Origin of the sequence: Faecalibacterium sp. I3-3-89 (assembly GCF_023347275.1) — a bacterium.
GTDB lineage: Bacteria > Bacillota > Clostridia > Oscillospirales > Ruminococcaceae > Faecalibacterium > Faecalibacterium butyricigenerans.
The window spans coordinates 1217726-1232426 of sequence record NZ_CP094468.1; the positions used below are offsets into that span (position 1 = coordinate 1217726).

At 60.6% G+C, this 14701-nt stretch carries 9 protein-coding genes and 1 tRNA gene; 4 read left to right on the plus strand and 6 right to left on the minus strand.

The annotated features are described in order from the left end of the window. Window positions 1-14: 14 nt before the first annotated feature. Both MTP38_RS05640 and MTP38_RS05645 read right to left on the minus strand, forming a co-directional pair. Window positions 15-87 (minus strand) — tRNA-Ala (locus tag MTP38_RS05640). Between the two features lie 231 nt (window positions 88-318). Next, entirely contained in the window at window positions 319-903 is a 585-nt protein-coding gene (locus MTP38_RS05645) for a glycoside hydrolase family 31 protein (protein ID WP_249234526.1), read from the minus strand. Between the two features lie 260 nt (window positions 904-1163). Between MTP38_RS05645 and MTP38_RS05650 the strand changes: the two genes are divergently transcribed. From MTP38_RS05650 to aspS, 4 genes are all read left to right on the plus strand, one after another. Then, window positions 1164-1787 (plus strand): sugar transferase, encoded by a 624-nt coding sequence (locus MTP38_RS05650; protein WP_249234527.1) that lies wholly within the window; start codon window positions 1164-1166, stop codon window positions 1785-1787. A 12-nt stretch (window positions 1788-1799) separates the two neighbouring features. After that, window positions 1800-2732 (plus strand): glycosyltransferase, encoded by a 933-nt coding sequence (locus tag MTP38_RS05655; RefSeq protein WP_249234528.1) that lies wholly within the window; start codon window positions 1800-1802, stop codon window positions 2730-2732. A gap of 21 nt (window positions 2733-2753) precedes the next feature. Further along, window positions 2754-3743, plus strand: a complete 990-nt coding sequence (locus MTP38_RS05660; RefSeq protein ID WP_249234529.1) for a glycosyltransferase family 2 protein — start codon at window positions 2754-2756, stop codon at window positions 3741-3743. A 108-nt stretch (window positions 3744-3851) separates the two neighbouring features. Next, a complete protein-coding gene (aspS, locus tag MTP38_RS05665) occupies window positions 3852-5186 on the plus strand; it encodes an aspartate--tRNA(Asn) ligase (protein WP_249234530.1) in 1335 nt (444 codons plus the stop codon). A gap of 64 nt (window positions 5187-5250) precedes the next feature. Here aspS and MTP38_RS05670 read toward each other — a convergent pair whose 3' ends face one another. The 4 genes from MTP38_RS05670 to gltB form a co-directional block, all read right to left on the minus strand. Beyond that, the gene (locus MTP38_RS05670; RefSeq protein ID WP_249234531.1) at window positions 5251-7827 is read right to left on the minus strand and encodes a heavy metal translocating P-type ATPase; all 2577 of its coding nucleotides are present in this window, start codon (window positions 7825-7827) and stop codon (window positions 5251-5253) included. A gap of 40 nt (window positions 7828-7867) precedes the next feature. Then, window positions 7868-8215, minus strand: coding sequence for a metal-sensing transcriptional repressor (locus MTP38_RS05675; RefSeq protein WP_249234532.1), 348 nt, complete (start codon window positions 8213-8215; stop codon window positions 7868-7870). Between the two features lie 233 nt (window positions 8216-8448). Then, window positions 8449-9927, minus strand: coding sequence for a glutamate synthase subunit beta (locus MTP38_RS05680; protein ID WP_249234533.1), 1479 nt, complete (start codon window positions 9925-9927; stop codon window positions 8449-8451). A 13-nt stretch (window positions 9928-9940) separates the two neighbouring features. Further along, entirely contained in the window at window positions 9941-14476 is a 4536-nt protein-coding gene (gene gltB / locus MTP38_RS05685; protein ID WP_249234534.1) for a glutamate synthase large subunit, read from the minus strand. Window positions 14477-14701: the final 225 nt, after the last annotated feature.

The following is a 14701-nucleotide window of genomic DNA, read 5'->3' on the forward strand; positions in this document are numbered from 1 at the left end:
GATACGGCGTTTTATGGACTCGAAGGGAGTCGAACCCTCGACCTTTCGGATGCGAACCGAACGCTCTCCCAACTGAGCTACGAGCCCATATTTAAGCCCCCAAAAACCGCTTGGGGGCGCGTGGTATATAACTCCAGATTGTTTAAGGACCGCATGGGCTCCCAGCTGAGCTATAGGCCCATATGTTCTTCACAACGCAAATAGTGTAACTCTTTCGGAGGCATTTGTCAAGAGTTTTTCATCGTGCCGTGCCGCAGGAGTTTCGCTGCATCGCGTTGCAGAAGAGGGAGAGCGCTTGGCTGCGCCCGGGGGTTTTTATTACCCGACGATGCGCCAGTGGCCGGGCTTATCAGTGTCGGTGGTGACGCCGTCGTCGGTGTACATTCGGTAGGGCACAGGCTGACCGTCCGGCGCAAAACGCCAGAAGGTGAGGGCGGTGTCGTCCAGCAGGGCAGTGTTGGCGGCAGGCTGCGCCACCGGCACCGTGTGGCCCGGACGGAGGAACAGCAGCACTTCGTCCAGCCCGCAAGCCAGATAGTGCCGTCCGGCGGGCAGGATCTCTTCGTCGTAGTCACGGCTGCTGCGCAGGCGCAGCAGCTTCATCGGCTCGGGCAGATAGACCGTCCGGCCGTGGGCGTTCTGGGTGTAGATGGGGGCGATCATCAAGCCCTCGCCCAGAAGCAGCTGGTCCTCCACCTCCCGGGCGTCGGGGTCGGTCGGGTAGTCGAATGCCAGAGGCCGGAAGTAGGGCGCATCCTCCAGCGCGGCCTTCATGAATTCACTGTAGAGGTAGGGCAGAAAGGCCCACTTGGGCGGGATGTAGCTGGGGCCGATGAGCTGCCGGAACTCCTTCGCCGCCTCTGCCGCCGTGAGGGAGGTGATGAGATAGAGGGCATAGTCCAATTCTGCCGCCGCGAAGCGGAGGGTGTCGTGGCGGGTGTAGCCAGCTCACTTTGCCCGGGAAATCAAGGAAGATGCCGATGCACTCGCTGCCATCGGCAGAGGAGATGAGCCGCCCTCCGGCCCGGCAGAACAAGAGAGAAAACCGTCAGAACGATACAACAAAACCGGCATTTTCGCCGGAAAGGAGGGCGCGGGGCTTGTTTGGGCAGGGGGGAATGGTATATAATAAAGATATTCTAGTGTACAAGGGGAGGATCATCATGTATCAGAAAGGAATCAAGCGGCTGCTGGCCGTGGTGCTGTCGGCCTGCGGGCTGCTGGTGCTGTCGCCGCTGCTGCTTCTGCTTTGCCTTGCCATCAAGCTGGACTCACCGGGGCCGATTTTCTTCCGGCAGAAGCGGGTGGGCATCCATAAGAGCTATTTCAACATCCTCAAGTTCCGCACCATGCGCATCGACACCCCCCACGATATGCCCACCCATCTGCTCCACGACCCAGAGCAGTATATCACCCGGGTGGGCCGCTTCCTGCGCAAGACCAGTCTGGACGAGCTGCCCCAGCTGTGGAACATCCTCGTGGGCGATATGGCCGTCATCGGCCCGCGTCCGGCGCTCTGGAATCAGTACGACCTGCTGGCCGAGCGGGACAAGTACGGGGCGAACGATGTCCGCCCCGGTCTGACCGGCTGGGCGCAGATCCATGGCCGGGACGAGCTGGAGATCACGGAAAAGGCCAAGCTCGACGGCTGGTATGTGGAGCATATGAGCTTCTGGCTGGATGTCAGATGCTTTTTCGGCACCATCAGGGCCGTGGCCGACCACGACGGCGTGGTGGAGGGCGGCACCGGAACGCTGCACGAGGAAGAGGAAAGCGACCATAAATAGGGGAAACATAACATGCTGAATGAACTGTATCACATTGCGACTCCATGGGCAAAGGCAACCAAAAGCCAGATCAACGTGAACCGGATGCTTGGAGTGGCGGCGAATGTCCTTTATCCGGTATATTGTGCATGGAGTCCGCTCCCGAAACAGAAAACAACGCAGGGCGAAAAGATGGTGGTATCTCTGACCACCTTCCCGCTCCGGATCGGGAAAGTCCATCTGACGATCCAGAGCATCCTGCGGCAGAGCCGCCCGGCGGCTCGTGTCCTGCTCTGGCTGTCCAAGGAGGAATTTCCGGAGGAAGCACAGCTCCCGGAAAATCTGCTCCGCCTGAAGGAAAGGGGACTGGACATCCGCTTCTGCGACAATATCCGCTCCTTTAAAAAGGTGTTCTATACCGCACAGGAATTTGAAAATGATGTGATCATTACAGCGGACGATGATGCGCTCTACCCGGAAAACTGGCTGGAAGGGCTGTGGGATACCCATGAAAAGTATCCGGGCTGTGTGTGCTGCTACCGTGCGCACGAGATCACGTTTGAAGGCGGGAGGGTAGCACCCTATCAGGAGTGGCACGGCTTGTCGCCGGACAAAAAAGGTCCTTCGAAAGCGCTTTTTCCAGTGGGTGTCGGAGGGGTATTGTACCCTGCCGGCTATTTCAGCGGTATCGAGTTCGACAGTGAAAAGATCCTGAAGCTGTGTCCGACGGCGGACGATATGTGGCTCAAGATCGTAGGAGCACAGAAAAGGATCCCGACGGTGAAGGTGAGCACCAATTCGAAGGAGTGGTTCACCATCCGGAATAGCCAGCGCCAGTGCCTGATGTCGGTCAACACCGCCGGAAGGATGCTGAACGACGAAGCGCTGCAAAACCTGATGGAATATTATCACGTTACAGCGGAGATGCTGGGCGGCACATCGACAGAGCAGAAAGGCAAGGGATAAAAGATGGCGAGCAGGACAGATGTGAAGATCAGCGTGATCGTACCGGTCTACAATGTAGAAAAAGAACTCCCTCGCTGCATCGAGAGCCTCCTGACACAGACGTATTCGAATTTTGAGCTGCTTCTGATAAACGATGGCTCATCGGATGGCAGCCCTGAGATCATGGAGAAATACGCGGAGAAGGACCTGCGCATCCGCACCCTGCATAAGAAAAATGGCGGGGTGTCCTCAGCACGCAATAGGGGGCTGGAACAGGCAAAAGGCGAGTATGTGTGCTTTGTGGATGCGGACGATGCTGTGGCTCCGCAATATATGGAATGGCTGTATCTGGCCCTCCGGCAGAGCGGAGAGGCGGTTGCAATCTGCAGGGATGTGCGGGTGAATGATTTTGAAAAGGAGGCCCCCTTTAAGGCACTTCCGGAAAAAATGCCGGAGACAGAGCGGATGGATCTGAAGCGATATACATTCTGGGATGAAAATGGGTGCCTGTGGTGCTGTAGAGGGATGATGAGGACTGAATTTCTTCGTGATATTCGGTTCGATGAGGAGCTTTCGATCGGAGAAGATGCGCTGTTTATGACAAAGGCACTTCTGAAGGCGGGAGGATATATTTATCTGCCGTGCGGTCTGTACGCATACTATATGCGGGATGGCTCGGCGCTCCATCAGGAGACATTCAAGCCAAAGCAGTTCAGCGAGATAACGGCATGGGAAAGAATTTATGCACTGATCCGGGAGCAGAGGAGACCTGGGGAGGAAAGTATGGAACGAACAGCCGAGGAACGGCTGGCGGTGGCCTGCTCCCATGTGTATTACCGGATGGCGGGCAGCGACCATGCCGATTCGGAGCTGCAAGCCAAGATCGTGCGGATGGCGCGAGAGCATTGGCGGGCAGCCTTGCGCGTCCCGAACAGCAAGAAGCGTGAAAAGAGCAAGCTCTGGACGCTGATCTGCTGCCCGGCGGCGGGACGCTGGATGTGGAGGCTGGGGAAAAAGCTGAAACAGGGATGAACCGCCGAAGGAGCTGAAGCATCTTGAGAAACGAAGCGGTTTTGTCTTGATTTATGTCGGAAATGTTATATAATAAAACAGTATACAAGACACAGAAGGAGGATTTCCATGGAACGCACCTATATCAATGAGGTACAAAGGGAAATTGGCAGCACGGTCAAGGTGCAGGGCTTTATCGAAAACCTGCGCAACAGCAAGTATATGGCCTTCATCGTGCTGAAGGATATTACCGGCAAGCTTCAGATCACCGTCGAGAAAGAGGATCACCCCGAGCTGGTGGACACCATCGACAAGCTGACCCCGGACTCGGTCATCACCGTCACTGGCAAGGTGGTGGAGAACGACTATGTCAAGATGGGCGGCATCGAGATGATCCCCTCGGCCATCGAGATCGAGAGCATCGCCGACGCACTGCCCATCGTCCGCAAGGAGATCGCAGCCACCAAGAAAAAGAAGGCTGTGGAGCGTTCCAGCATCGACCAGCGCATCGACTACCGCTGGATCGACCTGCGCACCGATGAAAATCAGCTGATGTTCAAGGCACAGAGCTGCTTCGTCAACGCCATGCGCCAGTTCCTGCTCGAGCGTAACTTCATCGAGATCCACACCCCGAAGCTCATCGCTGCCGCCAGCGAGAGCGGCTCTGAGGTGTTCAAGGTGGACTACTTCGACCGCAACGCTTATCTGGCCCAAAGCCCTCAGTTCTACAAGCAGATGGCGATGGCTGCCGGCTTCGAGCGCATCTTCGAGACCGGCCCCGTCTTCCGCGCTGAGAAGAGCTACACCAACAAGCACTCCACCGAGTTCTCCGGCTTCGACCTCGAGTTCAGCTACATCACCTCCTACAAGGACGTCATGAAGATGGAGGAGGAGCTGCTGACTGCCGGCCTCAAGGCCGTCAAGGAGCAGTACGGCGACCAGATCAAGGAGCTGTTTGGTCAGGAAGTCGTCGTCCCCACCACTCCGTTCCCCGTGGTCAAGCTGGCCGACCTGTACAAGGCTCTGGAAGAGGAGTTCGGCTACACCGTCGATGAGTCCGAGAAGGGCGACCTGACCACCGAGGCCGAGCGCCTGAGCTACGACTGGGTCAAGAAGCACTACGGCCACGAGTTCCTGTTCATCACCGACTACTCCGCCGAGAAGCGTGCGTTCTACCATATGCGCGACGAGAACGGCGTGCCGCAGGGCTATGACCTCATCTGGCGCGGCGTGGAGATCACCACCGGCGCACAGCGTGAGCACCGCTATGAGGTGCTGAAGAAGCAGGCAGAGGAAAAGGGTCTGGCCGACGACGTCAAGTTCTATCTGGAGTTCTTCCAGTACGGCTGCCCCCCGCACGGCGGCTTCGGTCTGGGCATCGACCGCCTGACCATGCTGCTCTGCGGCCTGAGCATCAAGGACGCCGAGTTCCTGTTCCGCGGCCCCAACCGTCTGACTCCGTGATCTGAAATAGAACAAAAAAAGCCAGTGCACAAGCCGTGCGCTGGCTTTTTTGGCGTCTTATGGCTTACTGGATGCCGGTGACTTTATAGTCCTGTGCCTCGACTGCATTCTTGAGCACGTCGTCGGCCACATTCTCGGTCAGGGTGACGACGGCGGTGCCGTCGGTGTGACTTGCCACGGCTTCAGAGACGCCGGGGATGGCCTCGAGAGCCTTTTTCACACGGGCCTCACAGTGGCAGCACATCATGCCTTCAACATTCAGGGTCTTTTTCATGGGATCGTCCTCCATTTTGCCATCGGGCGCTTCGGTGTCCGATGGCGTATTATTTTCTGCCGCAGACTGTGCAGAAACAGCTGCGGGGGAAGCTTTTTTGTGGTCGTGCTTGGTGCTGTGCAGGTCGAACAGATTCAGCCGCAGGGCGTTGCTCACGACGCAGAAGCTGGACAGGCTCATAGCGGCAGCGCCGAACATGGGGTTCAGCGTCAGGCCGAAGGGGATGAACAGACCCGCTGCCAGAGGGATGCCGATGATGTTGTAGATAAACGCCCAGAACAGGTTCTCGTGGATATTCCGCAGGGCAGCGCGGCTGAGGCGGATGGCGGCGGGCACATCCGAGAGTCTGGAGTTCATCAGGACGACATCGGCAGCGTCGATGGCCACATCGGTGCCTGCGCCAATGGCGATGCCGGTGTCAGCACGGGTCAGGGCGGGGGCGTCGTTGATGCCATCGCCTACCATGGCTACCTTGCCGCTGGCCTGAAGCTGGCGGATGACAGCCTCCTTGCCGTCGGGCAGGACGCCCGCGATGACCTCGTCCACGCCCGCCTGTCGGCCAATGGCGTCGGCGGTGCGCTGGTTGTCGCCGGTGAGCATCACCACCCGGATGCCCATATTCTGGAGCTGCCGGATGGCCTCGGGGCTGTCCGCCTTAATGGTGTCGGCCACGGCGATGACGCCCAGCAGATGGCCTGCGCCGCCGAAGAAGAGGGGCGTCTTGCCCTCAGCGGCCAGCTGTTCGGCCTGTTGTGTCAGTGCGGCAGGCAGGGAAAGTTTCGACTGGATAAAGGATGCGCTGCCGCCGAAGATGTCCACGCCGTCCAGCTTTGCGGTCAGACCGTTGCCCGGCAGGGCTGCGAAGTCTGTGACCTCCGGGGGCGTGATGGCCTTTGCCTCGGAGCAGGCCAGAACGGCCTTGGCCAGCGGATGCTCGCTGCGGCTTTCCAGTGCGGCGGCCAGCGTCAGCAGCTCGGTCTCAGAGACGCCCTCGACGGGCAGCAGGTCAGTGACCCGGGGCGCACCCTCGGTGATGGTGCCGGTCTTGTCCAGCGCCACGATCTGAGTGCGGCCTGTGGCTTCCAGCGAGGCGGCGGTCTTGAAGAGGATGCCGTTCTTTGCGCCGAGACCGTTGCCCACCATGATGGCCACGGGGGTCGCAAGACCCAGCGCGCAGGGGCAGCTGATGACCAATACGGAAATGCCCCGGGCCAGCGCATAGCCCAGCTCACGGCCCAGCAGGAGCCAGACGATGGTGGTGAGGACGGCGATGGAGATGACCGCCGGGACAAAGTAGCCCGATACGGTGTCGGCGATCTTGGCGATGGGAGCCTTAGTGGCGGCGGCATCGCTGACCATCTTGATGATCTGGGACAGGGTAGTGTCCTCGCCCACGCGGGTAGCCTCGCAGCGGAGGAAGCCCGACTGATTGGTAGTAGCGGCGCTGACTCTGTCGCCTGCGGCCTTGTCCACCGGGATGCTCTCGCCGGTCAGGGCGCTCTCGTTCACGGCGCTGACACCCTCCAGCACCAAGCCGTCCACAGGGATGTTCTCGCCGGGGCGGACGACGAAGATGTCGCCCTTCTGCACATCGGCGATGGAGACGGTCACTTCCGCGCCGTCCCGTACCAGCGTGGCGGTCTTGGGGGCCAGCTTCATCAGGCTCTTGAGGGCGTCGGTGGTCTTGCCCTTGGAGCGTGCTTCCAGCATCTTGCCCACCGTGATGAGGGTCAATATCATGGCGGCCGACTCGAAGTAGAACTCCATCATATAGTGCATGACCAGCGCGTCATTGCCGTGGAGCTGGGCGTCGGTCATGGCAAAGAGGGCGTAGGTGCTCCACACATAGCTTGCCATGGAGCCGAGGGCCACCAGCGTATCCATGTTGGGGGCACCGTGGATGAGGCCTTTGAAGCCGCTGATGAAAAACTTCTGGTTAATGACCATGACGATGCCAGCCAGGATCAGCTGGACAAGGCCCATGGCGATGTGGTTGCCGTCGAACCAGTGAGGCAGAGGCCAGCCCCACATCATGTGGCCCATCGAGAAGTACATCAGCACCAGCAGGAAGCCCAGCGAGGCGATGAGACGGCGCTTGAGCTTGGGGGTCTCGTGGTCGGCCAGTGCGTCGAGGTCGGCATTGGTGTCCGATGCCTTATGGGCGGCGTCCGACTTGGGGCTTGCACCATAACCTGCCTCCTGCACCGCCGAGATGATGGCGGCAGGGGAGGCAGTGCCCTCCACGCCCATAGAGTTGGTCAGCAGGCTCACCGAGCAGCTCGTGACGCCCGGCACCTTCTTTACGGCCTTTTCCACCCGGGCAGAGCAGGCCGCGCAGCTCATGCCCGTGACATTGTATTGTTCCATTGCAGATTCCTTTCCGCTGCATAAGATGCCCGGAATGGGGTCATTTCATGAGCTTGGGCAGCAGGGTCAGCAGCTCGTCCAGTTTTTCACTGCTGCCATTCCGCAGGTCGTCAGCCACGCAGGTACGGACGTGCTGGCCCAGCAGCTCCTTCGAAAAGCCGTTCAGTGCAGCGTTCACAGCCGCCACCTGCACCAGAATATCGGTGCAGTAAACGTCCTTTTCCACCATCGCGCGGATCCCGCGCACCTGACCCTCGATGCGGCTCAGTCGGTTGACGAGGGCACGGTACTCCTCGGGAGTGCGGTCCTTGTGGCGGCAGCAGGAGGGGGCAGTCTCCTTTTCGGCGGGCGCAGCGGCGCAGCAGGGCTTCTTTTCAGCATCAGTCATAGCAGATAGCTCCTTTCTGGGTAGTTCAATGTAGGAGGACGTACCCTGCGGGGGTAAGCCTCCCGATGATTTGATTTTACCACTTAGGGGTATCTTTTGCAAGCAGATAGAACACACTAACTGTGAAAGCTTTGTGAAATCGGGAAACTGGAGAAACAGAAACGGGAGCCTCCCACAAAGGAAAGCTCCCGTTTCTGTTTAGGATAGGAAAGAGAATGTCAAAAGTAGGGGGGTCACAGGTTGGTGTAACCCATCAGATAGCGGTCTACCTCGGCGGCACAGTCGCGGCCCTCTCGCAGGCCCCAGACGACGAGGCTCTGGCCCCGGCGCATATCGCCGCAGACGAAGACTTTATCCACATTGGTGCGGAAGCTCTGGTCGGCCACATTGCCCCGGGCGTTCCGCTCTACGCCGAATGCCTCAGCGACATAGTCCTCACAGCCCACGAAACCGGCGGCGATGAAAGCCAGCTGGCAGTCGTAGGTGAACTCTTCGCCGGTGGGCACCATGCTGGTGCGGCCGGTGTCGGGGTCGCGCTGGGGCTTCAGATAGGAGATGACCGCGCCGGTCAGATTTCCGGCCTCGTCCTTCAGGAACTCCTTCACGGTGGTCTGGTAAACGCGGGGGTCCTTGCCGAACTTGGCGAGGCACTCGGTCTGGCCGTAGTCCACCTTCAGCACCCGGGGCCACTCGGGCCACGGGTTGTTCGCTGCACGCTCCTTCGGGGGCTGGGGCATCATCTCCAGCGCCATCAGGTCGGTGCAGCCCTGCCGCAGGGCCGTGCCCTGACAGTCGTTGCCGGTGTCGCCGCCGCCGATGACGAGGACATTCTTACCTGCGGCGCTGATGGCCTTGCCGTCGGCAAAGCTGCTGTCCAGCAGGCTCTTGGTCACGCTGGTGAGGTAGTCCACCGCGAGATGGACGCCCCGGGCATCCCGGCCGGGGACGTTCAGGTCCCGGGCCTTCTTTGCGCCGCAGCAGAGGACGATGGCGTCGTAGCTCTTGAGCAGCTCGGCGGCATCCACGGCCCCGCCCACGTCCATGTTGGTGCGGAACTCCACGCCTTCGGCCTGCATGATCTTGATGCGGCGCTCGATGACGGATTTGTCCAGCTTCATGTTGGGGATGCCGTACATCAGCAGACCGCCCACCCGGTCGGCCCGCTCAAAAACGGTGACGGCGTGGCCGCGGATGTTGAGGTACTCGGCCACCGACAGGCCCGAGGGGCCGCTGCCGATGACGGCCACGCTCTTGCCGGTGCGGGCCGGGGGCGGGGCGGCGTGGAGCCAGCCCTTGGCGTAGCCCGTCTCTACGATGGCGTGCTCGTTCTCCCGGACGGTGACGCTGCTGCCGGTCACATCGCCGCAGGTGCAGGCGGCTTCGCAGAGAGCCGGGCAGACCCGGCTCGTGAACTCCGGGAAACGATTGGTGGCCCGCAGACGGCGGAGCGCCAGCTCCCACTTGCCCTGATATACGAGGTCGTTCCACTCCGGGATGAGGTTGTTCAGGGGGCAGCCGGAGGCCATGCCGCCGATCATCATGCCGGCCTGACAGAAGGGGACGCCGCAGTCCATGCAGCGTGCCGCCTGCGTCTGCTGCTCCTCCCGGGAGAGCCAGATGTGAAATTCGTTGAAATTCTCGATGCGCTCCAGCGGCGGAACATCCGTGCTGGTCTTGCGCGCGTAATCCATAAAACCAGTGAGTTTTGCCATGATGTTCCCCTCCTTACTTCTTCTTCTGCACGGCGTAGAATGCTTCGATCTGCGCCTGCTCGCCGTCGAGACCCCGCTCCTCCATGGAGGCGATGACCCGCAGCATATGGTCGTAGTCGTAGGGGAGAACTTTCTTGAACTTGGGCAGGAACTCGCTGAAGTTGTCCAGGATCTCCTTGCCGCGGGGCGAGCCGGTCAGCTCGACGTGCTCCCGGATCAGCTCCTTCAGGGTGGCGACATCGTATTTGTGCTCCACCGGCTCGAGGCTGACGGTCTCCTTGTTCACCCGCTGGTAGAAGTCCCAGTTTTCATCCAGCACATAGGCGATGCCGCCGGTCATACCGGCCGCGAAGTTCTTGCCGGTATGACCCAGAACGACGACGGTGCCGCCGGTCATGTACTCGCAGCCGTGGTCGCCCACGCCCTCGACGACGGCCACAGCGCCCGAGTTGCGGACACAGAAGCGCTCACCGGCCACGCCGGAGACGAAGGTCTTGCCGCTGGTGGCACCGTAGAGGGCCACGTTGCCGATGATGATGTTGTCCTCGGGCTTGAAGGTGATGCCCTCGGGCGGGCGGACGATGAGCTTGCCGCCGGACAGACCCTTGCCCATGTAGTCGTTGCAGTCGCCGGTCAGCTCAAGGGTCAGGCCCTTGGGGATGAACGCGCCGAAGCTCTGGCCGCCTGCGCCGGTGCAGTGGACGGTGTAGACGTCATCCGGCAGATCGCCGCCATACTTGCGGGTGATCTCGCTGCCGAAGATGGCACCAAAGGCGCGGTCGGTGTTGGAGACCTCCAGCTTGACGCTCTGGGGGGTCTTGCTGGACAGCTTGAACTTCTTCATCAGCACCTTCATGTCCAGCGTGTCTTCCAGATGGAAGTCATAGGTATCCTCTTTCTGGAAGTGGACGTTGCTGTTGACGATGGCGGGGTTGTGCAGGATGCAGTCGAGGTCCATCTTGGCCAGACGGCTTCCGGCAGGGGCGGGCTTGACGTGGAGCAGGTCGGTGCGGCCCACCAGCTCGTCGATGGTGCGGATGCCCAGCTTTGCCATGTACTCCCGCAGCTCCTGCGCCACGAAGGTCAGGTAGTTGATGATGTATTCGGGCTTGCCGCGGAAATGCTTGCGCAGCTCGGGGTTCTGGGTGCAGATGCCCATGGGGCAGGTGTCGAGGTTGCAGACACGCATCATCACGCAGCCCATGGTCATCAGCAGGGAGGTGCCGAAGCCGAATTCCTCCGCGCCCAGCATACAGCTGATGGCGACATCCCGGCCGGAGAGGAGCTTGGAGTCGCTCTCGATGCGCACGCGGGTGCGCAGGCCGTTCAGGATCAGGGTCTGGTGGGTCTCGGCGATGCCCAGCTCCCAAGGCAGACCAGCGTCTTTGATGGAGTTGCGGGGGGCAGCGCCGGTGCCGCCGTCATAGCCCGAGACGAGGATGACCTGTGCGCCGCCCTTGGCCACACCGGCTGCGATGGTGCCGACACCGGCCTCGCTCACCAGCTTGACGTTGATGTTTGCGTGACGGTTGGCGTTTTTGAGGTCATAGATCAGCTCTGCAAGGTCCTCGATGGAGTAGATGTCGTGGTGGGGCGGGGGAGAGATGAGGCCCACGCCGGTGGTGCTGTGGCGGGTCTTGGCGATCCACGGATACACTTTCGCGCCGGGCAGGTTGCCGCCCTCGCCGGGCTTTGCGCCCTGTGCCAGCTTGATCTGGATCTCCTCGGCGGAGACGAGGTATTTGCTGGTGACGCCGAAGCGGGCAGAGGCCACCTGCTTGATCTTGGAATTGCTCTCGCTGTGATAGCGCTCCTCCGGCTCGCCGCCCTCGCCGGTGTTGCTCCGGCCGCCGAGGCGGTTCAGGGCGATGGCGATGGTCTTGTGGGCCTCGCTGCTCAGTGCGCCGTAGCTCATGGCTGCAGCCTTGAACCGCTTGACGATGGAGCTGACCGGCTCCACCTCGTCCAGCGGGATGCCGCCGTCAGGGGCGTAGTTGAAGTCCAGCAGGCTGCGCAGATGGACGCCGTTCCTGCCCATGTTGTCCACAGTGTGGGTGAACTGCTTGAAGGTGTCGTAGTCACCGGTGAAGCAGGCCTTCTGGAACAGGTGGATGGTCTGAGGGTTGAACAGGTGCTCTTCCTTGCCGCTGCGGAACTTGTGGGCACCGCCGTCCTCCAGCTGCATATTGATGTCGAGGCCCAGCGGGTCGAAGGCGGCGTTGTGGAGAGCCTCCACGTCTGCCTGAATGTCCTCGAGGCCGATGCCGCCCACGCGGCTGACCGTGCCGGTGAAGTACTTGTCGATGACGTCCTTGGAGATGCCGACGGCCTCAAAGATCTGGCTGCTCTGGTAGCTCTGGATGGTGGAAATGCCCATCTTGGAGGCGATCTTCACGATGCCGCCCAGCACAGCCTTGTTGTAGTCGTCCACGGCAGCGTAATAGTCCTTGTCCAGCAGGCCGTCGTCGATGAGCTGGCCGATGGTCTCATGGGCCAGATAGGGGTTGACGGCGCAGGCGCCGTAGCCCAGCAGGGCGGCGAAGTGGTGCACCTCGTGCGGCTCGGCGCTCTCGAGGATGAGGGCCAGTGCGGTGCTCTTCTTGGTGCGGATGAGGTACTGGGACACAGCCGACACCGCCAGCAGGCTGGGGATGGCGACATGGTACTCGTCGATGTCCCGGTCGGACAGGATGATGATGTTCGCGCCCTCTTTGTAGGCACGGTCCACCTCGAGGAAGACGCGGTCGATGGCTTTTTCGAGGCTGGTGTTCTTGTAGTAATTGATGGAGACCGTGGACACCTTGAAGCCCGGCACATTCATGTACTTGATGCGGAGAAGGTCGGTGGAGGTGAGGATGGGGTTGTGGACCTTGAGCACCTTGCAGTTCTCGGGCTTATCCTCCAGCAGGTTGCCGTGTGCGCCCACATAGACGCTGGTGGAGGTGACGACCTTCTCACGGATGGCGTCGATGGGCGGGTTCGTCACCTGTGCGAACCGCTGCTTGAAGTAGTTGAAGAGCGGGGGGTGCTGGCCGCTGAGGACAGCCAGCGGGGTATCGGTGCCCATTGCGCCGGAAGGCTCTGCGCCCTGACGTGCCATCGGCAGGATGAGGGTGCTGATGTCCTCGTACTTGTAGCCGAACACCTTCTGCAGACGCAGCAGGTCGTCGCCGGTATAGCTGGGGGTCTTGACATTGGGGATCTTGAGGTCTTTCAGCTGGACGAGGTTGCGGTCGATCCACTCGCCGTAAGGCTCGCGGCTGGCGTAGTACTCCTTCAGCTTTTCGTCGTCCACGACCTCGCCCTTGAGGGTGTCCACCAGCAGCATCTTGCCGGGGCGGAGACGATCCTTCACCAGAATGTTCTCCGGCTCACAGGGCAGCACGCCCACCTCGGAGGACAGGATCATCCGGCCATCCTTGGTGATGTAGTACCGGCTGGGACGCAGGCCGTTGCGGTCCAGCACCGCGCCTACCACGTCGCCGTCGGAGAAGAGGATGGCCGCCGGGCCGTCCCACGGCTCCAGCATGGTGGCGTAATACTGGTAGAAATCCCGCTTTTTCTGGCTGATGTTCTTGTTGTTCTCCCACGGTTCGGGGATCGTGATCATGACGGCCAGCGGCAGATCCATGCCGTTCATCACCATGAACTCGAGGGCGTTGTCCAGCATGGCGGAGTCCGAGCCGGAGGTATTGATGATGGGCAGGATCTTGTTCATGTCCTCCTTCATGATGGGGGAGGAGATGGTCTCCTCGCGGGCCAGCATGGCGTCGGTGTTGCCCTTGATGGTGTTGATCTCGCCGTTGTGGAGGATGAAGCGGTTGGGGTGGGCGCGCATCCAGCTGGGGTTGGTGTTGGTGGAGAAGCGGCTGTGCACCATGCCGATGGCGGACTCGTAATCCTCATCCTGCAAGTCGAGGTAGAACAGGCGCAGGTCGTGGACGAGGAACATGCCCTTGTACACGATGGTGCGGCTGGACAGGCTGGGCACATAGGTGCCGTTGCTGGCCTGCTCAAAGACCCGGCGGACGATGTAGAGCTTGCGGTCGAAGTCGATGCCCTTGCTCACCTTGGCGGGCTTTTTGATGAAGCACTGCCAGATGGAGGGCATACAGTCACGGGCTTTCTGACCCACAGCGTCGGGGTCTACGGGCACGGCGCGCCATGCCAGAAACTCAAGGCCCTCTTTGCGGGTCACAAGCTCGAACAGCTTCATGGCCTGCGCCCGCAGATGCTCGTTCTGAGGGAAGAAGAACATACCCACGCCGTATTCGCGCTCGTTGCCGAGGCTGATGTTCAGCTCGTCGGCCACCTTCGTGAAGAAACGGTGGCTGATCTGCAGCATGATGCCGACGCCGTCGCCGGTCTTGCCCTCGGCGTCCTTGCCGGCGCGGTGCTCAAGGCGCTCCACGATGGACAGTGCATCGCTGACGGTCTGGTGGCTCTTGCGGCCCTTGATGTCCACCACCGCGCCGATGCCGCAGGCATCGTGCTCGAACTGGGGGTCATACAGGCCGAGTGGTCGTTTTTGCTCCGTGAAATTTTCCATAGACTTTCCCATCCTTTTTTCGATTTTCCGGAGGCTTATCCTGGCAGTGCTGCGGCACAATCCGCAGCGCCCCTCTGTGCCGATAAAAAGAAAAGGCGTCCCAGATGGGTCGGCAAAGACACATCTGGAACGCCCTTGTTCCGGATAACAACACTATTATACAAAGGTGTTGAAATAGATTCAAGTGACAGCTGCACCAAAGCTGGGTACACGGCGGCGGCTCTT